The organism is Dermatophilus congolensis (assembly GCF_900447215.1).
GTDB lineage: Bacteria > Actinomycetota > Actinomycetes > Actinomycetales > Dermatophilaceae > Dermatophilus > Dermatophilus congolensis_A.
Window position 1 is genome coordinate 1,256,075 of the sequence record NZ_UFYA01000001.1, and the last position, 21,496, is coordinate 1,277,570.

General features: G+C 58.1%; 12 protein-coding genes and 1 tRNA gene. 2 read left to right on the top strand and 11 right to left on the bottom strand.

The window, feature by feature from the left end:
- Positions 1-209 precede the first annotated feature (209 nt).
- Entirely contained in the window at positions 210-488 is a 279-nt protein-coding gene (locus DXZ77_RS05385) for a hypothetical protein (RefSeq protein ID WP_147279200.1), read from the bottom strand.
- Between the two features lie 246 nt (positions 489-734).
- Here DXZ77_RS05385 and scpC point away from each other — a divergent pair, with 246 nt between their 5' ends.
- Entirely contained in the window at positions 735-2,252 is a 1,518-nt protein-coding gene (scpC, locus tag DXZ77_RS05390; protein ID WP_115030533.1) for a succinyl-CoA:acetate CoA-transferase ScpC, read from the top strand.
- A 60-nt stretch (positions 2,253-2,312) separates the two neighbouring features.
- On the opposite strand, the gene uvrB is transcribed toward scpC, so the two are convergent.
- The 3 genes from uvrB to rpsA form a co-directional block, all read right to left on the bottom strand.
- Positions 2,313-4,418, bottom strand: a complete 2,106-nt coding sequence (uvrB, locus tag DXZ77_RS05395) for an excinuclease ABC subunit UvrB (RefSeq protein WP_115030535.1) — start codon at positions 4,416-4,418, stop codon at positions 2,313-2,315.
- A 48-nt stretch (positions 4,419-4,466) separates the two neighbouring features.
- The gene (coaE, locus tag DXZ77_RS05400) at positions 4,467-5,660 is read right to left on the bottom strand and encodes a dephospho-CoA kinase (protein ID WP_115030537.1); all 1,194 of its coding nucleotides are present in this window, start codon (positions 5,658-5,660) and stop codon (positions 4,467-4,469) included.
- 151 nt (positions 5,661-5,811) lie between these two features.
- The gene (rpsA, locus tag DXZ77_RS05405; RefSeq protein WP_115030539.1) at positions 5,812-7,266 is read right to left on the bottom strand and encodes a 30S ribosomal protein S1; all 1,455 of its coding nucleotides are present in this window, start codon (positions 7,264-7,266) and stop codon (positions 5,812-5,814) included.
- A 360-nt stretch (positions 7,267-7,626) separates the two neighbouring features.
- Here rpsA and DXZ77_RS05415 point away from each other — a divergent pair, with 360 nt between their 5' ends.
- Positions 7,627-8,433, top strand: coding sequence for a class I SAM-dependent methyltransferase (locus DXZ77_RS05415; protein ID WP_115030542.1), 807 nt, complete (start codon positions 7,627-7,629; stop codon positions 8,431-8,433).
- A gap of 28 nt (positions 8,434-8,461) precedes the next feature.
- Here DXZ77_RS05415 and polA read toward each other — a convergent pair whose 3' ends face one another.
- From polA to lgt, 7 genes are all read right to left on the bottom strand, one after another.
- Positions 8,462-11,161, bottom strand: a complete 2,700-nt coding sequence (gene polA / locus DXZ77_RS05420) for a DNA polymerase I (protein ID WP_115030544.1) — start codon at positions 11,159-11,161, stop codon at positions 8,462-8,464.
- A 111-nt stretch (positions 11,162-11,272) separates the two neighbouring features.
- Positions 11,273-11,917, bottom strand: a complete 645-nt coding sequence (locus DXZ77_RS05425) for an ANTAR domain-containing response regulator (protein ID WP_115030546.1) — start codon at positions 11,915-11,917, stop codon at positions 11,273-11,275.
- A gap of 411 nt (positions 11,918-12,328) precedes the next feature.
- Positions 12,329-12,411: transfer RNA gene (locus DXZ77_RS05430), tRNA-Leu, on the bottom strand.
- 185 nt (positions 12,412-12,596) lie between these two features.
- Complete coding sequence (gene pyk / locus DXZ77_RS05435) at positions 12,597-14,027, bottom strand: pyruvate kinase (protein WP_115030549.1); 1,431 nt, start codon at positions 14,025-14,027, stop codon at positions 12,597-12,599.
- A 207-nt stretch (positions 14,028-14,234) separates the two neighbouring features.
- Positions 14,235-15,692: a glutamate synthase subunit beta gene (locus DXZ77_RS05440; RefSeq protein WP_115030551.1), complete on the bottom strand. Its 1,458-nt coding sequence runs from the start codon at positions 15,690-15,692 to the stop codon at positions 14,235-14,237.
- A complete protein-coding gene (gltB, locus tag DXZ77_RS05445) occupies positions 15,685-20,217 on the bottom strand; it encodes a glutamate synthase large subunit (RefSeq protein WP_258553153.1) in 4,533 nt (1,510 codons plus the stop codon). The genes DXZ77_RS05440 and gltB overlap by 8 nt, the downstream gene beginning before the upstream one ends.
- 296 nt (positions 20,218-20,513) lie before the next feature.
- On the bottom strand, positions 20,514-21,395 hold the full coding sequence (gene lgt / locus DXZ77_RS05450) for a prolipoprotein diacylglyceryl transferase (protein ID WP_115032617.1): 882 nt from the start codon (positions 21,393-21,395) through the stop codon (positions 20,514-20,516).
- Positions 21,396-21,496 lie beyond the last annotated feature (101 nt).

Below are 21,496 nucleotides of genomic sequence, written 5' to 3' on the forward strand. Positions count from 1 at the left end.
GAGGCAGCGCTCTAGACGATCATGTTCTCGGGGCTGCGACGGACTCGCTCAGGCAAATAACGACCACCGGGACCGATGGCAAGAAACGTGACACGCCGTAGCTAAGTTTCATGTTCTTGTGCACGTACCCGCTATTCACTGCGGCGGCACCGACAAGGCCACCGATGCCGCACTCAAGGCGACTTGCTCAGCACTGAACTGTAGAACTTTCACGCAAAAAGACGCCCCACCTTCCCCGAGCGCATACGCAAACCATGAGCAACAAGTATCGAAAACCGGCCGCCATAAATATCGACTCGCGCACCTACAAGAAATCCAGCAATCACGGCAGCCGCAGACTCAATAGAATTCAAAACTTTCATATGAAACGAATCAACATTTAAAGAAATAACAGCAAACAGCGGAATCACAAATGCAGCGATCTGCGTAGCGAAAGCCCCCAGCATCTCAGACGTCGCCAATAACGAAAGCACCGCCCTATCTCTCAATCGCAGGAACGATGTACCTCTATCCCCCAAAAAATTACCGGACCCGCACAGGCCGGTTCATCTGTCACCTAATACCGACACGGCATGACCAACCCCTGCCCACCAAACAGCGCCAACTTAGGTAAGAGTAAGTAAGCATCCTCACCCACCCATCAAGCAGTGTGGCATTCATGACTGCGTAATAGGACACGTTCACCCCCTTTGCGACCTACGATCAATCCTGAACCCCCAGCATCAGGAGGAATCATGGCCCACCGCATCGCCAACGAATCCCTACGCCGCAAAATCACCACTGCTGAAGACGCAGCCGAACTAATCAAAGATGGTGACAACGTAGGCTTCGCCGGCTTCACCGGCGCCGGATATCCAAAAGCTCTCCCCGTCGCCCTGGCCGAAAAAATGCGCCGTACCCACGCCGAAGGCAACGAATTCCGCATTGGGGCATGGACTGGAGCTTCTACCGCCCCCGAACTCGATGGTTCCCTCGCCGAAGCCAACGGCATCTCATTACGCACCCCCTACCAGTCCGACCCCGCCACCCGAGCCCGCATCAACGCCGGCGACATGGACTACGTAGACATCCACCTGTCCCACGTCGCCCCCCTGGTGTGGGAAGGGTTTCTCGGTAACCTCGACGTCGCCGTCATCGAAGTCGCCGGGATCACCGAAGACGGACATCTCATCCCCAGCTCCTCCGTCGGCAACAACAAAACCTACCTAGACCGCGCCGACCGCATCATTCTCGAAGTCAACAGCTGGCAAAGCGCCGACCTCGAAGGAATGCACGACATCTACTACGGCACCGCATTGCCCCCTAACCGGGTACCGATCCCCCTTGTGGCCCCCGGAGACCGCATCGGTGAAAAGTACTACCGCGTCGACCCCGATCGCATCGTCGCCGTGATCGAAACCGACCAAGCCGACCGCAACACCCCCTTCAAGCCACTCGACGACACTTCCCGAGCCATCGCTAACCACCTCTTGGACTTCCTCGACTACGAGGTCGAGCAGGGCAGAGTCCCCAAAGAACTTCTCCCTCTGCAGTCGGGAGTCGGCAACATCGCCAACGCTGTCCTGGCCGGCCTGCTCGACCGGCCCTACCGTGACCTCACCTCCTACACCGAGGTGATCCAAGATGGAATGCTCGATCTCATCGACTCCGGCAAAATCGCTGTCGCCTCAGCAACCGCGTTCTCGCTATCTCCTGACGCTGCCGAAAAGATGAACCGTGACGCCTCGCACTACCGCAAACACATCATTCTGCGGCCCCAGGAGATCTCGAACCACCCTGAACTCATTCGGCGTCTCGGTGTCATCTCCATGAACGGGCTCATCGAAGCTGACATTTACGGCAATGTGAACTCGACACACATCATGGGTTCGAAGATGCAAAACGGTATCGGTGGGTCGGGGGATTTCTCCCGCAACGCCTACATTTCCACGTTCGTCACACCCTCAACCGCTAAAGGCGGCGCAATCTCGGCGATCGTCCCGTTCGTTTCACACGTGGACCACACTGAACATGACGTTGACGTGATCGTCACCGAACAAGGACTAGCCGACCTGCGTGGACTGGCTCCCCGCAAACGCGCCGAACGCATCATCAACAACTGCGCCCACCCCGACTTCCGCCCCATGCTGCGTGACTACTACGAGCAGGCCCGCAAAGTCGCCAACGGCCAGCACACCCCGCACGACCTAGAAATCGCGCACTCGTGGCACCAGCGGTTCCTGCGCACTGGATCCATGAAACCGGAAGCCTAACCTTCCCCGTCATAGGTTGGGGCGGGGCGACTGTCGCCCCGCCCCAACCTATGACCCTTTTCACTCTGTAGCGCGAATCATTCCCCGCAGCTCTTTCTTCAAGTCTGAGATTTCATCACGCAACCGCGCCGCCAACTCAAACTGAAGCTCTTCAGCAGCACGATGCATTTGCTCAGTCAGTTGCTGCACCAAATCAGCCAACTCAGCCTGCGGCATCCCTGCGGTATCCAGGCGAGAGGCCTCAAACTCCATGCCTGCCGACTTTCCACGCTCGGATGCACGTTTGCCTCGCGAGGCAGCCCGAGCACTACCTATCAACTCCTCGGTGTCTTCATCCTCACGATGCAACATGTCCGTGATATCTGCGATCTTCTTCCGCAGCGGGGTGGGATCGATACCGTGCTCAGCGTTATAAGCCAGCTGTTTTTCCCGACGCCGCAGCGTCTCATCAATGGCTTGTTGCATCGAGGACGTAATGGTGTCGGCATACATGTGCACCTGCCCCGAAACGTTACGAGCAGCACGGCCAATCGTCTGAATCAAGCTGCGAGTAGAGCGCAAAAACCCTTCCTTATCGGCGTCGAGAATCGACACGAGCGACACCTCAGGAAGATCCAAACCTTCACGTAGCAAGTTGATACCAACCAGCACGTCAAATACCCCGACCCGCAACTCACGAAGCAGCTCCACGCGACGAAGAGTGTCTACCTCAGAGTGCAAATAACGGACCCGTACACCCTTATCCAGCAGATACTCCGTGAGATCTTCAGCCATCTTCTTCGTGAGCGTGGTAACCAGCACCCGCTCCTGTTTGGCTACCCGCTCATTGATCTGCGCAAGCAAGTCATCGATCTGTCCCTTAGTTGGCTTCACCACGATCTCGGGATCAATCAGCCCAGTGGGCCGGATAATCTGCTCCACAAACCCATCAGACTTAGCCAACTCGTAATCACCAGGTGTGGCAGACAAATACACCGTCTGCCCAATACGCTCCAGGAATTCTTCCCACTTCAACGGCCGGTTATCCATCGCGCTAGGCAGCCGAAAACCATGCTCTACCAACACCCGTTTACGTGACATGTCGCCCTCATACATGGCACCGATCTGCGGCACTGTCACGTGCGACTCATCAATAACGAGAAGGAAATCCTCCGGGAAATAGTCGAGCAAACAGTTCGGTGCGCTGCCCCGTTCTCGCCCATCGATATGCATCGAATAGTTCTCAATACCCGAACATGCGCCCATTTCTCGCATCATCTCGATGTCATAGGTAGTGCGCATCCGCAACCGTTGCGCCTCGAGAAGTTTCCCCTCTCGCTCGAATTTTTTCAGCTGCTCAGCCAGCTCAGCTTCAATACCGGCAATAGCGCGCTCCATACGCTCCGGACCTGCCACATAGTGCGACGCCGGGAACACATACAGTTCGTTTTCTTCACGAACTACCTCACCCGTCAGTGGATGCAAGGTCTGGAGACGCTCAATCTCATCACCGAAAAATTCGATACGAATCGCTAGTTCTTCGTACTGCGGAATGATTTCAACCGTGTCACCCCGCACCCGGAAAGTCCCTCGTTCGAACGCGAAATCGTTACGGCTGTACTGCATCTGAACAAACTGACGCAGTAAGTCGTCACGTTCCATCTGCATCCCCACTCGCAGCCGCTGCATCCGGTCGACATACTCCTGCGGAGTACCTAATCCGTAAATGCACGAAACTGAAGCAACCACCACCACATCACGACGCGTCAAAAGCGAGTTAGTCGCCGAGTGCCGTAGCCGCTCAACCTCATCATTGATCGAGCTATCTTTCTCGATGTACGTGTCCGTAGATGGCACGTAAGCCTCGGGTTGGTAATAGTCGTAGTAGCTGACGAAGTACTCGACCGCGTTGTTCGGCAGCAACTCCCGAAATTCGTTAGCCAACTGAGCAGCAAGAGTTTTATTCGGTGCCATCACCAACGTTGGACGCTGTACCTGCTCAATCATCCACGCTGTCGTGGCTGACTTACCCGTACCCGTAGCACCCAGCAGAACCACATCCTGCTCACCCGCATTGATACGGCGGGTCAACTCTGCGATGGCGGCCGGCTGATCACCACTAGGCGAATAGTCCGAAACAACCTCGATAGGGGCGACCGTGCGCTGCAGATCGGTGATAGGACGCATGCCTTACACCGTAAACCTGCCTGCCAACTAACAGAGCCCCTGACAGCTTCAGCCCTGCCATCCTTCTTTACGCGCCCAGGCTTGAATGCGCGGCCACACTTCGTTGAACCACGGCGCTTTCGAACGGCGATACTCCTCAACAGAGCTGCTCTGCGCGTCAACAGTTGCCTTCACTTCCACGTACTCCTCAGCAGCTCCCGGATCTCCCCGCAGCCAATCCCGGAACAGCAACGCGTACTGCCAGCCAGCGCTACCAATCTCACGCACATGCAAATGAACTACCTGCCCTGGGTCACTTGAACCGTGAAAACGCTTAATCCACAACGAAGGGTCCGGTAAATCATCAGTAGGGTGATCCAAGCGGTACTCCTCAACGCGGGGATACCCCAGATCAGTCAAAATCCGCACAAACTCAGGATCATCAGCTTCATGTAGATCCCGAACCCCGACCTGGATATCAATCGCGTTTTTGCCCTCCATACCAGGCACTGCAGTAGAACCAACGTGCTCAAATTCGGGGGCTTTATCTCCCAGTGCTGCAGACAACCGGTCGATAATCCGTGCCGCCTGGGCAGGCCACTGCTCGTCATAATCCACCAGCACCGACGAGTTTTCGGGCCGGTAAATCCGCCCAGCGATGAGATTGTCGCGGAACGGGATAATCCGTTCTTCCCACACTTTTTCTACCTGGGCGAGAAGCTCTTCCTCTGTCCCAGAATTATCCAGCCACACATCTGCTGCTGCCCGACGCGCATCATCGTCAGCTTGATGTGACATCCGTGCCATCGCGTCAGCGTGGCTCATTCCACGCTTTTCCACCAATCGCCGTGCGCGCTCTTCAGCTGGGGCGTGCACCACCAAGACGAGGTGATACTGCCTACCCATATGCTTCTCCACCAGCAATGGGACATCGTGAACAATGATCGAATCTTCGGGCGCGGCTGCCACTATTTCTGTGGTGCGAACAGCCACCAGAGGGTGCACGATCGCCTCGAGGTCGTTTCGCGCCTCTGCGTTCTGGAAAACAGTCGCCGCCAGCGCAGCCCGATCGATCGCGCCGTCTTCACCTACTACTTCGTCACCAAAACGGTCTACCACCGCACGAACAGCGCCACCGCCTGGCCCTAACAAATCTCTCACTATGGCGTCTGCGTCAACAACTACAGCTCCTCGCGCGCGCAGCGCGGTCGCCACTGTGGACTTTCCCGATCCGATGCCGCCCGTCAAGCCGATGTTCACCATGACGCCATGGTAGGCCTCCTGGCCCCGTTACGGCGGGAAAACGCCACGTGAGAAAGGCCCTGTCCACCTGGGGTGGACAGGGCCTTTCTCACGCTCTGAAAATCACCTGCGGAGCAGCAGCTCCAGCGTGATCATCGCTGCGTCACACTGATCAGGCGCTGCCGGTCAGCTTCTCACGAAGAGCCGCGAGGGCTTCGTCGGAAGCGAGCGTGCCTTCAGCAGCGGACACCTGTGTGGTGGTAGCGCCAGAGGAGTAGGACGTCGCCTCGGCGGCGCCAGCCTCTGCAGCCTCGGCCTCGGCCTCGGAAGCGGCCTCGACCTGAGTGCGGTGCTGCTCCCACAGGCTCTGAGCCGTGGCGTACTCGCGCTCCCAAGCCTCGCGCTCGGCGTCGTGACCGGGCAGCCATTCGTTGGCCTCCGGGTCGAAGCCGTCGGGGTACTTGTAGTTGCCAGCCTCGTCGTACTCGGCCGCCATACCGTACAGCGTGGGGTCGAACTCGGCGCCAGCCAAGGCGATGTCGTTGGCCTGCTTGAGCGACAGAGAGATGCGGCGGCGGTCCAGGTCGATGTCGATGACCTTGACGAAGATTTCCTGACCAACCTGCACAACCTGCTCCGGCAGCTCCACGTGGCGCTCGGCCAGCTCGGAGATGTGCACCAGGCCCTCGATGCCGTCCTCGACACGCACGAAGGCACCGAACGGAACCAGCTTGGTGACCTTACCGGGCACGATCTGGCCGATGGCGTGCGTACGGGCGAAGGTCTGCCACGGGTCTTCCTGCGTAGCCTTCAGCGACAAGGAGACGCGCTCGCGGTCCATGTCGACGTCGAGAACCTCGACCGTGACTTCCTGGCCAACCTCGACAACCTCGGAGGGGTGGTCGATGTGCTTCCACGACAGCTCCGAGACGTGCACGAGACCGTCGACGCCACCCAAGTCCACGAACGCACCGAAGTTGACGATCGAGGAAACCTGGCCGGAACGAACTTGGCCGCGCTGCAAGTCGTGGAGGAACTTGGAACGAACCTCGGACTGCGTCTGCTCGAGCCATGCGCGGCGCGACAGGACCACGTTGTTGCGGTTCTTGTCGAGCTCGATGATCTTGGCCTCGATCTCCTTGCCGACGTACGGCTGAAGGTCGCGGACACGGCGCATCTCCACGAGAGAAGCGGGGAGGAAGCCACGCAGGCCGATGTCGAGGATGAGACCACCCTTGACGACCTCGATGACGGTACCGGTGACGACGCCGTCTTCTTCCTTGATCTTCTCGATGGTGCCCCAAGCGCGCTCGTACTGTGCACGCTTCTTGGACAGGAGGAGGCGGCCTTCTTTGTCTTCCTTCTGGAGGACAAGAGCTTCGACCTCGTCGCCGACGGTGACGACCTCAGAAGGGTCAACGTCGTGCTTGATGGACAACTCACGCGAAGGGATAACACCTTCGGTCTTGTAACCGATGTCGAGGAGGACCTCGTCGCGATCGACCTTGACGATCACGCCTTCAACAATGTCACCGTCGTTGAAGTTCTTAATGGTGGCATCGATTGCGGCGAGCAGCTCTTCACTCGAGCCGATGTCATTGATCGCGATCTCGGGGGTGGAAGTCATGTAGTTGGGGCTCCGTAGGTGGACAGAAAATCGGGAGACGACACATGGGTGCCGGCTCTTGGACAAATTCTTTCTTCGCCTCTGCGCCGGACCTCATGATCCGGGAAGCACTTCCATTCGACGGTGACATCCGTTTCACCGCGTCACAGGGACCGTGCGTCAAACAAATCGTCAGGCGCGCATTTAATTACCGATCCATCAGACAATGGTTGTATGCAGAGACCGACTAATCCTACCGTTCACAACTGTTTCGAGCAAAGGGCGATAGGCGTGTTCAGCACCGATACCCAGCAACGATTTTGAAATCAGCCACCAACATCCACCACCAACCAGCCAACCTTCCCGAGAAAAGAATCTGTCATGACAGACCCCACCCAAGAACCACGCACTGCCGGACGCGGAACAACACACGCCGAAGCCACCGAAACACACCGAGGCAACCGAAACTGGTGGAGCACAGAAGCAAACACTTATTACGCCGAACACGGTGACTTCCTCGGCGACGCTGAACTGGTCTGGGGCCCAGAAGGAATCCGAGAAAGCGAACTACACCTCCTAGGAGACCTCACCAACAAACGCGTTCTCGAATTCGGCTCCGGCGCCGCACAAGGCAGCAGATACATAGCAGCATGCGGCGGCACAGCCATCGCATCAGACATTGCAGAAGGAATGCTCGACGTAGCCAAACACCTCAACGCCAAAACCAATAACGCCGTACCACTCGTTCAAGCCGACGCCGTCGCCCTACCCTTCGCCGACGCCAGCTTCGACATCGCCTTCAGTGCATACGGCGCAACACCATTCATCGCCGACCTCAACGCAATGCTCCACGAATGCGCACGCGTCCTCGCCCACGGCGGCCTCCTCGCATACTCAACCACCCACCCCATCCGCTGGGCCTTCCCCGACGCCCCCGATGCCCTCCACGCATCCATGAACTACTTCGACCGCTCGCCGTACATCGAACGCAGCGGCGAGCGCATCGACTACGCCGAATACCACCGCACCATCGGCGATCACGTACGTGCACTGGCAACCAGCGGATTCACTCTGCTCGACATCGTCGAACCAGAATGGCCCAGCTGGAACACACAAACATGGGGAGGGTGGAGCCCCCAACGCGGCGCTCACATTCCCGGGACCGCGATCTTCGTGGCGCGCAAGTAACTACACATACTTGCGCGCCACGCACTGATCAGTGAGCGGCTGTCTGCCAGTTATCGCCAACACCGATATTGACAACAAGCGGGACAGACAAATCGATCGCGCCGCCCATCTCACGTTGAATCAAGCGCGCCACCTGATCTTTTTCCCCCGGCGCTACCTCCACCACCAATTCGTCATGCACCTGGAGCAAAACGCGTGAGGCGATTCCCGCCTCATCAATCGCTTTCTCTACACGCAGCATGGCGATCTTGATGATGTCGGCGGCAGAACCTTGGATAGGTGCGTTCAACGCCATTCGTTCAGCCATGTCACGACGCTGCCGGTTCGATGAGGTCAAATCAGGCAAATAGCGGCGCCGTCCCAACATCGTTTCGGTGTACCCCTGCTTACGCGCAATCTCGACTACCTCAGCCAGGTAATCCCGAACGCCACCGAAGCGTTCAAAGTATCCCTCCATCAGGGTATTCGCTTCGGCGGTAGAGATTTTCAATTGCCGTGACAAACCGAAAGCTGACAGACCATACGCCAAGCCATACGACATCGCTTTCACTTTGCTGCGCATAGCAGGCGTGACGTCTTCAGGGGAAACCTCAAACACACGCGACCCGACAAAACGGTGCAAGTCCTCACCGCTGCGGAAAGCCTCAATAAGCCCCTCATCACCAGACAAGTGAGCCATGATGCGCATTTCGATCTGGCTGTAGTCCGCAGAAAGGACGGACTCGTATGCCACCGAACCCTGGCCGCCGGTTGCTTGGCCTGGCACAAAAACACTACGGATACGGCGACCAGAGTCAGTACGGATCGGGATGTTCTGCAAGTTTGGGTCTGTGGAAGACAATCGCCCTGTAGCCGCAATTGTCTGCTGATATGTGGTGTGAATTCGCCCGTCGTCAGCGATGGCTTTAATGAGGCCTTCCACCGTTGAACGCAGTTTCGAGGCGTCGCGGTGGCGCAGCAGCGCTGCAAGGAAAGGGTGCCCCGTACGTTCGAACAAGCTGTTCAGCGCATCAGCATCCGTGGTGTAACCCGTTTTCGTTTTCTTCGTCTTCGGTAGATCCAACTCCTCGAACAGCACAACCTGAAGCTGCTTAGGAGAAGAAAGATTCACCTCATGCCCGATAGCGCCGTACGCCTCTTGCGCAGCATCGGCGAGGGCGTCAGCGAAATGCTGCTCCAGCTCGTTCAGCCGAGCACGATCCACAGCGATACCTCGACGCTCCATCAGAGCCAGAGCTGCCACCAACGGAAGTTCAATATCCCGATACAGCGTCATCTCGCCGCTGCTATCCACCAACGCCTCGAGCGCATCAGCAAGATCCAGCACCGCGCGAGCGCGTGCCATCGCATCACTGGCTGCAGCGTGGTCATCACCGCCACCGATATCCAGCATGCCTTGGCCATTACTGCTTCCATGCGCCAGCTCGCGATGCAAATGCCTCATCACGAGATCGCCAAGATCATAGGAACGCTGATCTGGGTGAACCAAATAGGCGGCGATAGAGGAATCGCCCGAAAGCCCTGCGGGGGCGTACCCCCGAGCGGTTAACGCTTGCAAAGGGCCTTTCGCATCATGCAAAACCATCTGTCGTTGCGAATCGGCAAGCCAAGCAGCGAAAGCTTTCTCGTCTGTACCCGTCAACGATTCCAGATCGATATAGGCAGCAGCGTTATCAGGGGCAGCGATAGCAACAGCCCACGCATCCCCAGTACCGCGTGCCCATTGCCCTTCAACCATGACGCCAACGCGTTCACCGGCACGAGTATGTGCATCCAGCCACGCTCCAAGCTCACCAGGAGCCATCACTGTTTCTTCCAGTTCGACAGTGCTTTGCGTGCTTTGGCCGCCGCTGTCGTGGCCAATTACTTCAAAGAATCGGTCCCGCAGCACCCGGAATTCCAGCGCGTCAAATACCGCATGCACAGCCTCTCGGTCAGGGCCCTGCCACTGCACATCATCGATAGTGACGGGAAGGTCAAGATCGGACGTCAACTGGTTAAGCCGCCGGTTACGCAGCACTGATTCCAGGTTGTCCCGCAGATTCTGGCCTGCTTTGCCTTTAATTTCGTCAGCGTGAGCGACGATGCCAGCCAGGTCGCCATACAGGTTCAGCCATTTAGCTGCTGTTTTCGCCCCGACGCCTGGCACCCCAGGGAGGTTGTCTGCCTTCTCCCCCACGAGCGCAGCCAGGTCACTATACCGCTCCGGGCGCACCAGGTAACGTTCTTCAACACCCGCAGGATCCAGGCGAGCCAGCTCAGAAGTGCCACGCAACGGGTACAAGACTGTGACATGGTCCGTGACCATTTGCATGGAATCCCGGTCACCAGAGACCACAAGCACCTCGTGCCCGGATTCCTCCCCACGAGCAGCCAGTGTCGCGATTACATCATCGGCCTCATACTGCTCGACCGCAGTGTGCCGGATCCCCATCGCATCCAGAACCTCGATGATCAGCGGGATCTGGCTAGTGAACTCTTCTGGTGTTTTAGCTCGGCCAGCTTTGTACTCCGGATACTCCGCCAAACGCAGCGTTGGTTTGAAAAGGTCGAACCCCACTGCCACGTGTGTTGGCTGTTCATCCCGCAACAGGTTGATCAGCATTGAGGTGAACCCGAATACAGCGTTCGTTGTTTGTCCCGTAGCTGTCGCGAAATTCTCCGCAGGCAGGGCAAAAAAGGCCCGGTAGGCGAGGGAGTGTCCGTCAAGAAGAAGTAGTCGACCCACACACCCAGCCTAGGTGCTCGGGGCACGACTACGCGCCCACCTCACAATGCAAAAAGAGGAGGGAGCACCTCTAGGTATTCCTCTCCTCTTTCTTGCCGCGCAGAAACGCGCTTACTTCTTCTTACCTGGCAGGCCCGCAATCACTGCCTCAGAAACCTGACGCATCGACAGTCGTCGGTCCATCGCGGTTTTTTGGATCCACCGGAACGCGTCAGATTCGCTCAGCTTGAGCTGAGTCATCAACACACCCTTAGCGCGATCTACTGCCTTGCGTGTTTCGAGGCGCTCCCCCAGGTCGGCGATCTCAGCCTCAAGTTCATGCATCTCTTGCCAGCGGCTGCGGGCAATATCGATCGCCGGACGCAGATCATCGATAGTGAAAGGCTTAACCACGTAAGCCATGACGCCTGCTTCACGCGCTCGCTCAACCAGGTCACGGTCACTGAAAGCGGTCAACATGATCACAGGGGCGATGCGTTCGGCGTGCAGTTTCTCGGCGGCCGAGATTCCATCGAGGACTGGCATTTTCACGTCCATGACTACGATGTCGGGGCGCTCTGCGGTGACTAGCTCTACAGCCTCTTCACCGTCAGCGGCCTGCGCCACGACCTCGTAACCGGCTTCTGCGAGCATTTCGGCCAAGTCAAGGCGGATCAGTGCCTCATCTTCGGCCACCACGACCCGCAGGGCGTCGGATTCACGTTCGGGGGTCGACTTAGCAGGGGCCTGCTCTTCAGTCGTCTCGTTGGCTGTCACGCATCGATTCTAGGCGCCTACCGCACCTGCTGACACCGGGTGTGTTGACGTTGTTGCATGCCGCAGAACGAAAAAGAGCCCCACATCACACTTACCGACACGTAGCGATAAAGCGCGCTTGCCTCACACAGGGGCCAACACCCTGCCAGCTCGAGCTCGCAAGCCTGCATTACGAGAAACAATCACCCACGTGGTTGGCCACTCATCGGGAGGTTCCACAGATGAGCCAGTGGACGTAAGTCCGCAATATATGACTGATACCTCTGCTAGGCATTGTCGATCGAGGACTAAGAGTCCCTAAAGGTCAGAGCGCCGGCAGTAGGTCTATTCAATGACGCCGAGCCTATTCAGGCATCCCCCCAAACGCAGTGAATCCCCGAACCTTGTAGGTTCGGGGATTCACCATCAGAGTGCCGGGAGCGGGATTTGAACCCGCACGACCGTTAGGTCAAAGCATTTTGAGTGCTCCGTGTCTGCCATTCCACCACCCCGGCGGGCCCGGGAAAACCCGGCGTAGAACAGGTCTCCACTATAACCCCTTACCCCTCCAAGCCAATAATCGACGTCCGCAACACACCCCCCACACCAGAAAGTGCACCCAAAAAGCAGGTGGGGCACCCATCCGAAGACGAGACGCCCCACACAAGCTGCCATCACTCAAGGCAGCACAACCCTCACGTCATTCCAAAGAGCTACCAACCTTGTGCACCTGGATGCTGTTCGTCGTGCCCTCTACTCCACGACGTGTACCTGCCACGATCACCACCAAATCACCGGGAACAGCGCGCGCGAACTGCGTGCTCTCCGACAGCAACACTCGATCCACTGCCTCAACCATTTTGCGCGTCGAGTTGTAATCAGGAACCAAGTGAGCATTGATACCCCAGGTCAAACACAGTTTATGTTGAGTTTCCTCACGCTGAGTCAATGCAATCATCGGCACATCAGGGCGAACCCGAGACATACGGCGTGCAGAGTCACCCGAAGTAGTAAACACGGCCAAATACTTAGCGCCGAGGTAGTTCGCGATCTCCGAAGCTGCACGCGTAATCGCGCCCCCTGGGGTGCGCGGCGTCGTCATCAACGGACGAATCTGTGACAACCCCCGGCCTTCTGTCGAAGAAATAATCTTCGCCATCGTCCGCACAGCTTCAACCGGGTACTTACCTACGCTCGTCTCACCCGAAAGCATGATCGCGTCCGCGCCATCCAACACCGCATTAGCGCAGTCACTAGCCTCAGCCCGCGTAGGCCGCGAGTTCTCAATCATCGACTCCAAAACCTGCGTGGCAACCACCACCGGTTTAGCGTTACGACGGCACAGCTCGATAGCGCGCTTCTGCACCAGCGGGACCTCCTCCAACGGAAGCTCCACACCTAGGTCACCACGAGCCACCATCACGCCATCGAACGCAGCCACAATATCGGCGAGGTTCTCCACCGCCTGCGGCTTCTCGATCTTGGCGATCACCGGCCGGAAAATCTCTTCTTCGCGCATAATTTCGTGCACTCGATCAATATCAGAGGCATCCCGCACGAACGAAAGTGCGATCCAGTCCGCACCCTCACGCAAGCCCCAGCGAAGATCATCTTCGTCCTTATCGGACAAGGCAGGAACACTCACTGCCACACCAGGCAAGTTGATGCCCTTATTGTTCGAAATAACCCCACCCTCAATAACCCGGGTGACCACGTCCGTGTCCGTCACCTCAACGGCCTCTAGGCGCACTTTCCCATCGTCGATGAGGAGCGGATCCCCCACCTTCACATCGCCAGCTAGACCCGAGTAGGTAGTCCCCACCATTTCCTGATTACCGTCAACCGGCCGTGTAGTGATCGTGAAAGAATCACCATTTTCCAGGCGCACCGGACCTGCCGAAAAACGCCCTGTCCGGATCTTGGGTCCTTGCAAATCAACCAGAACAGCAACTGGCCGCCCAGCTTCATCGGCAGCTTCACGCACCCAGGCAATTTGCTGCGAATGCTCCTCATAATCACCGTGAGATCGGTTAATCCGAGCGACGTCCATACCCGCGTCGACCAGCTCCTTAATCTTTTCAAGGCTGCTGACAGCGGGACCGAGTGTGCTGACAATTTTGGCTCGACGCATAGTTTTCATTCTACCGAGCACCCATCAGGTAGCGATTCCCCTTAGATAGAGTTCCCGCCCTATTGCGCACGAATTACGACAATAAATTGCGCGAATGCGCATATGAAAACGATTTTCCGCATTTATTGCATGATGTATCTAATAAAAATACTGCGGGGTGTGAGACAGAACACTGTTTCACACCCCGCAACACACTCACGAGAGCACTCAGACAAGCAAAGGCCGATCCGTCGGTGAAATCGGACGCGGCAACATCGTGCCGCCCGTCAGCCACGCATCCACCGCAGCCGCTACCGACCGTCCCTCAGCAATAGCCCACACAATAAGCGACTGCCCCCTACCAGCGTCACCAGCAGAGAACACTCCCGGAACCTGCGTCATAAAGTTCTGATCCCGACGCATATTGCCCCGCTCATCCAGAGCGATACCCAGCTGAGAAACAATCCCGTCACTCTCGGGGCCCACAAAACCCATCGCCAGCAGAACAAGCTGCGCATCAATGACCCGCTCCGTGCCTTCCACAGGCACAAAGCGCCCATCCTCCAGCACCACCTCAACAACCTTCAGACCAGCAACATTGCCCTGGCCATCATCAAGGATCTCCGTGGTACTCACTGAATAGACGCGTTCACCGCCCTCCTCATGCGCACTAGCAACACGGAAAACAGTCGGATACGTCGGCCACGGCTGATGCGCCGGACGTTCTTGCCCCGGCTGCGGCATAATCTCAAGACTCGTCACCGATTTCGCGCCCTGACGCAGGGCCGTACCAACACAGTCAGCACCCGTGTCACCACCACCGATGATGACCACATCCTTACCCGTAGCAAGGATCTGCCCATCCACCGACTGCCCCACACTCGAACGATTCGCCTGCGGCAGATACTCCATTGCCTGATGCACACCATTGAGCTCAGTCCCCGGAACCATCAAGCCACGTGGCTTAGTGGAACCCACCGCAAGAACAACCGCGTCATAACGCCGACGCAAATCCTGACCAGTCAGATCCACACCCACGTTCACGCCCGTACGGAACCGTGTCCCCTCAGCCCGCATCTGCGCCAAACGTCGATCAAGAACCGACTTTTCCAGTTTGAACTCCGGAATGCCATACCGCAGCAAACCGCCAGCCTTATCAGCCCGCTCGATCACCGCCACCGTGTGCCCAGCCCGTGTGAGCTGCTGCGCAGCAGCCAACCCCGCAGGCCCAGACCCCACCACCGCAACAGTGCGGCCAGACAAACGCTCCGGCGGGTGCGGCAACACTTGACCGCTCTCAAACGCCCGCTCGATCACCGTCTGCTCCACCTGCTTAATCGTCACCGCAGGTTGATTAACACCCAACACACACGCCGACTCGCACGGCGCAGGGCACAAACGTCCCGTGAACTCCGGGAAGTTATTCGTGGCATGCAGCCGCTCAATAGCCGCATCCCAACGCCCCTCCCAAGCGAAGTTGTTCCACTCCGGAACCAAGTTCCCCAACGGGCAACCGTTATGGCAGAACGGGATACCGCAATCCATGCACCGCCCAGCCTGCTCCTGCAAAGACTCCACCGGGAACGGCCCATAGACCTCTTTGAAGTCCATCAACCGCAATGGAACCGGTCGCCGCTGCGGCAGCTCACGCTCCCGCTTCGTCAAAAAGCCACGCGGATCAGCCATGGGACACCTCCAAGATACGACCCCACACCTCGGAGCCGTCGACGTCGAGACCCTCACGTTCGGCCTCAGCACGAACATCGAGGACGCGCTGATAAGCGCGAGGAAGGATAAGAGAGAACCGGGCACGCGCAGCAGCCCAATCCGCAACCAACGAATCCGCTAACGGTGACCCCGTCTGCTCCACATGCCGACGCAGCAAATCAAGAACCAACTCATCGTCGCTCTCACGCAGCGGAACCACGTCAACGAACTCACCATTAACCACCCCAGGGTCAAGATCCAGCACAAAACCCAAACCACCGGACATACCAGCAGCCAAGTTCCGGCCGGTAGGACCGAGAATGAGCGCAACCCCACCGGTCATGTACTCCAACCCGTGATCGCCGACTCCCTCAACAACTGCCTCTGCGCCGGAGTTACGCACACAGAAACGCTCACCGACCGTGCCGCGCAAGAAAATTTCCCCGCTCGTGGCTCCGTAACCGATCACGTTCCCGGCAATGACATCCGTCGCGGCAGCCGCTCCTGCAGGGCGCACAACCACTCGACCACCAGAAAGCCCCTTAGCGACATAATCATTGGCCTCACCAGTAAGAGCGAGAGTGATTCCCCGAGGAACAAACGCACCAAACGACTGGCCCGCACAACCAGTGAAGTCCACATGAATACTGTCCTCATCCATGCCGAACGGATGCGCAGCTGTCACCTCATGGCCAAGCATGGTGCCCACCGTGCGGTGCGTATTGCGGATCTGTGAAGAAATAACGACACGGCCACCTGAGTCGATAACCTCCCTGGCCTGAGCAATCAGCGAATTGTCCAACGCGCGCTCAAGACCATGCTGCTGCTCACGCACAGCGCGACGCTCCCCCGAAACCGGCACCGCTTCGCGAAGAATCGGGCTCAAATCCAGGCCAGAAGCTTTCCAATGGTCAACTGCCTGCTGCATCTCCAGCACAGAAGCCTGACCAATAGCCTCATTAATAGACCGGAACCCCAGCTCTGCCAAAAGCTCACGGACTTCCTGAGCGATGTACTCGAAGAACGTCACTACGAACTCCGGCTTACCGGAGAACCGCTGCCGCAGTTCAGGGTTCTGTGTAGCGATACCTACCGGGCACGTGTCCTTCTGGCAGGCTCGCATCATCACGCACCCAGAAACCACCAACGGAGCGGTAGCAAAACCGAACTCTTCGGCCCCCAGTAGCGCAGCGATCACCACGTCACGGCCCGTTTTCAACTGGCCATCAACCTGCACGACGATGCGGTCACGCAATTCGTTCTTCACCAAGGTTTGTTGAGTCTCAGCAAGGCCCAACTCCCACGGCCCACCTGCGTGCTTCAACGACGTCAACGGCGCGGCACCCGTGCCACCATCGTGCCCAGAAATCAGCACCACATCTGCGAACGCTTTCGACACCCCCGCAGCGACAGTGCCCACACCAATCTCAGAAACCAACTTCACGTGAACACGAGCCACCGGGTTGGCGTTCTTCACATCGTGGATGAGCTGCTTGAGATCCTCGATCGAGTAGATGTCGTGATGCGGCGGCGGTGAAATAAGTCCAACACCCGGGGTGCTGTGGCGGGTAGTTGCCACCCACGGGTACACCTTCGGTCCCGGTAGCTGACCGCCCTCGCCTGGCTTAGCGCCCTGCGCCATCTTGATCTGGATGTCTTTCGCCTTCGACAAGTACAAACTCGTCACACCGAAACGCCCAGAAGCAACCTGCTTGATAGCGCTGCACCGCTGCGGATCCTGCAGCCGCTCCGGATCTTCCCCGCCCTCACCGGTGTTTGAGCGGCCACCCAAACGGTTCATAGCGATCGCGAGAGTTTCGTGTGCCTCACGGCTAATCGACCCGTAGCTCATCGCACCAGTGCTGAACCGTTTCACGATTTCTGAAACAGGCTCAACCTCGTCAATCGGAACAGAAGGACGAAGATCCGTGCGAAGCCGGAACAAACCACGCAGCGTCATAAGCCGCTCGGCCTGCTCATTCACCCGAGTCGTGTACTGCTTGAAGATGTCGTAACGACGTTCACGGGTGCCGTGCTGCAGCCGGAACACCGTCTCGGGGTCAAACAAGTGCGGCGGCCCTTCACGGCGCCACTGGTACTCCCCACCCACCGGCAGCAGACGGTGGGTCGGGCTGATCCCATCGCGGGGGTAAGCAACCGCGTGCCGGTCAGCTACCTCGCGAGCGATCTCCTCAAGACCGATGCCACCCAAAACTGTGGTGGTTCCAGTGAAGTACGCCTCAACCAGATCTTCAGCCAACCCGATGCACTCGAAGATCTGCGCCCCACGGTAGGAAGCTGCCGTAGAAATCCCCATCTTCGACATGACCTTCAACAGGCCTTTACCGAGCGCCTTAATGACGTTCTTGCTCGCGGTTTCTGCGCTCACCCCACGGATCGCGCCTCGCCGGACCATGTCTTCCACGGTCTCGATCGCCAGGTATGGGTTCACCGCCGCAGCGCCATACCCGATGAGGGTGGCCACATGGTGAACTTCACGCACGTCTCCAGCCTCAACGATGAGGCTGACCTTCATACGGTCTTTTGTGCGGACCAGGTGGTGGTGCACTGCCGCAGTGAGCAGCAGCGAGGGGATCGAGGCGTGATTGGCATCAGAGTCACGGTCAGAGATCACGACATACCGGGCCCCTCGGCTGATAGCGGTCGTGACCTCGTTGAAGATCAGGTCTAGGCGTTTCTTCAACGCCGCTCCCCCACCAGCAACCTCGTAGAGCCCAGAAACCACAACTGTGGCTTCACCTGGAGTATCCGAGTCAGCGTCGATGTGGACAATCTTTGCCAGATCATCGTTATCCAGGATGGGGAAGTCGATAGCGATCTGGTGAGCGTGCTGCGGGTCCGTTGCCAACGGATTAACCTGCGGGCCCAGCGTCGCTTGCAGGCTCGTCACCATCTCTTCACGAATCGCATCAAGCGGCGGGTTCGTGACCTGCGCGAACAGCTGCTGGAAGTAGTCGAAAAGCAACCGAGGACGCGAAGACAGAACCGCCATAGGCGTGTCGGTTCCCATCGAGCCGATAGCTTCAGCCCCGTTGAGGGCCATTGGCTGCAGAATGAGGCGCAAATCTTCTTGGGTGTACCCGAACGCCTGCTGCCGCCGCGCCACGGACCGCGGCGTATGGAACACGTGTTCACGTTCAGGCAGATCAGCCAAGTGAATGACCTGATCTTTCACATATTCCTGGTAGGGGTGCGCCGAAGCAAGCTGGGACTTGATCTCCTCATCAGGGATGATCCGCCCTTCAGCGGTATCGAGCAAAAACATGTGGCCAGGGGCAACGCGGCCACGCGTGACGATCCGTTCTTCGTCAATATCCAACAACCCAGCTTCCGAGCCGAGCACAACGAGACCATCGTCTGTGACCCAGTAACGGGAGGGGCGAAGCCCATTACGGTCCAAGACCGCACCCAGCACAGACCCGTCCGTGAATGTCACAGAGGCCGGGCCGTCCCAGGGCTCCATAAACATGGAGTGGAACTGGTAGAAGGCGCGCCGATCAGCAGACATCGCTGTGTTGTTCTCCCACGCCTCAGGAATCATCATGAGCATGGCATGCGGGAGAGAACGCCCCGCCAGATGCAGCAGTTCGAGGACCTCATCGAAGCTGGCTGAGTCTGATGCTCCAGGGGTGCAAATGGGGAACAAACGCTCAATGTTGGGACCGAAGGCATCCGAGGCGAGCAAGCTTTCGCGGGCACGCATCCAGTTACGGTTACCCCGCACCGTGTTGATCTCACCGTTGTGCGCGATCAACCGGAACGGGTGAGCCAAAGTCCAGCTAGGGAACGTGTTTGTGGAGAAACGAGAGTGCACGATGGCCAACTCGGATTCGACACGTTCATCAGACAGATCCGGGAAAAACTCCGGCAACTGCATCGTGGTGAGCATGCCTTTATAGACATGCGTGCGGCTGGAAAGCGACGGGAAGTAGACGTTATCCAGCTCATGTTCGGCACGTTTGCGCAGGCAAAAAGCCAAGCGTTCTAGAGCTAAACCATGATTCTCTTTATCACTCGGCGCGAGGAAAACCTGCCAGAAAGAAGGCATGACCTCACGGCTCATTGCGCCCAAAACATCTGGGTTCGTGGGCACTTCTCGCCACCCCAGGACTTCTAGTCCTTCTTCGGTAGCGATGCGTGTGATGCCGGCGCGGGCGTCGGCTGATCCACTGAGGTCAGCAGGAAGGTAAGCGAAGCCGGCAACGTAGTGGCCGCGCTCAGGCAGCTCCACACCAGCAACGTCACGGAAGAACCGGTCCGGCACCTGCATCAAAATGCCTGCACCATCACCCACGAGCGGGTCAGCGCCAGTAGCGCCGCGGTGATCCAGGTTGACCAGCGCGGTAACCGCGTGTCGCACGATGTCGTGGCCAGGTGTACCACGTAACGTGGCGACCATCGCGACACCGCAGGCATCGTGCTCGTGACGCGGATCGTAAAGACCGTCACGCTCGGGTAGGGCGGAAAAAGGCAGAACGGACACGGGATTCACCGTCCTATGGCATGAAGGGGAGCGCCGCTGCGTCCCAGGCGGGGGTTTTCGGACGTCACTGTCCGTCACGCGGCCGCACTGTTCAGGGCCTTGGGCACGTGCAAGCGCTCCAGTAAGCCACATGAATCACCTCGAGCTCGGGTACAGAGTTCGAGGATGCGAACCGCCGTTTGGATACTAGGGGACGTCAACGCAGGCCCGGTGCCGTATCTCGCCCACCGGAGCGATGATTAACGAGACCGAAACATGGGAGTTTTGTGGGAGAAACACCGCTCACACGTCGGACATCACTGCGCAGGTTTTTCCTCTGAAGAAATTTCCTTCCCGCTGTTGTCAGTCTGGCTGGTGGTGCGATGGCGGCGCCCCAGCATCCACCACAACACCGCGCCGAATACGAACACAATGATCGACGTCCATACGTTGAGGCGCAGCCCAAAAACAATCTCGGCTGTGTCAATACGTAAATACTCGATCCAGACTCGCCCCAACGTATACCCCATGATGTACGCCGCGAACAGCTGCCCCGGGCCCCCCCTCCCCCGGCGAGCCTTCTCAATCCCCACCAGCACAAGCGAAAGCGCCGCACACCACAACGCCTCGTAGAGGAACGTGGGATGGAACGTCCCCACAATCACTGCGTGACCATCTGGCCCAACCTGTGCCCGACCTGCAGCGAAATCCCAGGCATGAATCTGCAAACCCCACGGAAGATCCGTGGCAGCTCCATACAGTTCATTGTTAAACCAGTTACCGAAGCGACCAATGGCTTGAGCCAGGGGGAGCGCAGGAGCAACGCTCTCGGCCACGGCGAGGAACGACACCTTTGTCTGGCGGCAGCCAAGCCACACACCCACAGCCCCTAAGGCGACTGCACCCCAAATCCCGAGTCCGCCTTCCCATACCTTGAAAGCATTCCAAGGATTGCCGTTGGGACCCCAGTACGGAGCAGGCGTAGAGAACACGTGGTAGATGCGGCCACCGATGATGCCGAACACTACGGCCCACATCGTGATGTCCCACATCGCATCTGAGTCTTCACCGCGCGCAGCGAGTCGTTTCGATGTCCACCAGGCCGCGATCACTACACCCAGCAGAATGCACAGCGCGTAGGCCCGGATAGGCACCGGGCCTAGAAACCACACGGCCTGTTCTGGACTCGGGATACTCATCAGCACGAGGAACTCCTGGATTGTTCAGTATTCTCCCCGCAGCGGGGATGGTCGTCGGTGGGGTGTGGCGAACCTACCGGATAAGCCCAGGCGGGTACAGG

Coding starts and splice junctions, on each gene's coding strand:
- scpC (WP_115030533.1), top strand. CDS start 735: ATGGCCCACCGCATCGCCAACGAATCCCTACGCCGCAAAATCACCACT.
- uvrB (WP_115030535.1), bottom strand. CDS start 4,418: ATGCGTCCTATCACCGATCTGCAGCGCACGGTCGCCCCTATCGAGGTT.
- coaE (WP_115030537.1), bottom strand. CDS start 5,660: ATGGTGAACATCGGCTTGACGGGCGGCATCGGATCGGGAAAGTCCACA.
- rpsA (WP_115030539.1), bottom strand. CDS start 7,266: ATGACTTCCACCCCCGAGATCGCGATCAATGACATCGGCTCGAGTGAA.
- DXZ77_RS05415 (WP_115030542.1), top strand. CDS start 7,627: ATGACAGACCCCACCCAAGAACCACGCACTGCCGGACGCGGAACAACA.
- pyk (WP_115030549.1), bottom strand. CDS start 14,027: ATGCGTCGAGCCAAAATTGTCAGCACACTCGGTCCCGCTGTCAGCAGC.
- DXZ77_RS05440 (WP_115030551.1), bottom strand. CDS start 15,692: ATGGCTGATCCGCGTGGCTTTTTGACGAAGCGGGAGCGTGAGCTGCCG.
- lgt (WP_115032617.1), bottom strand. CDS start 21,395: ATGAGTATCCCGAGTCCAGAACAGGCCGTGTGGTTTCTAGGCCCGGTG.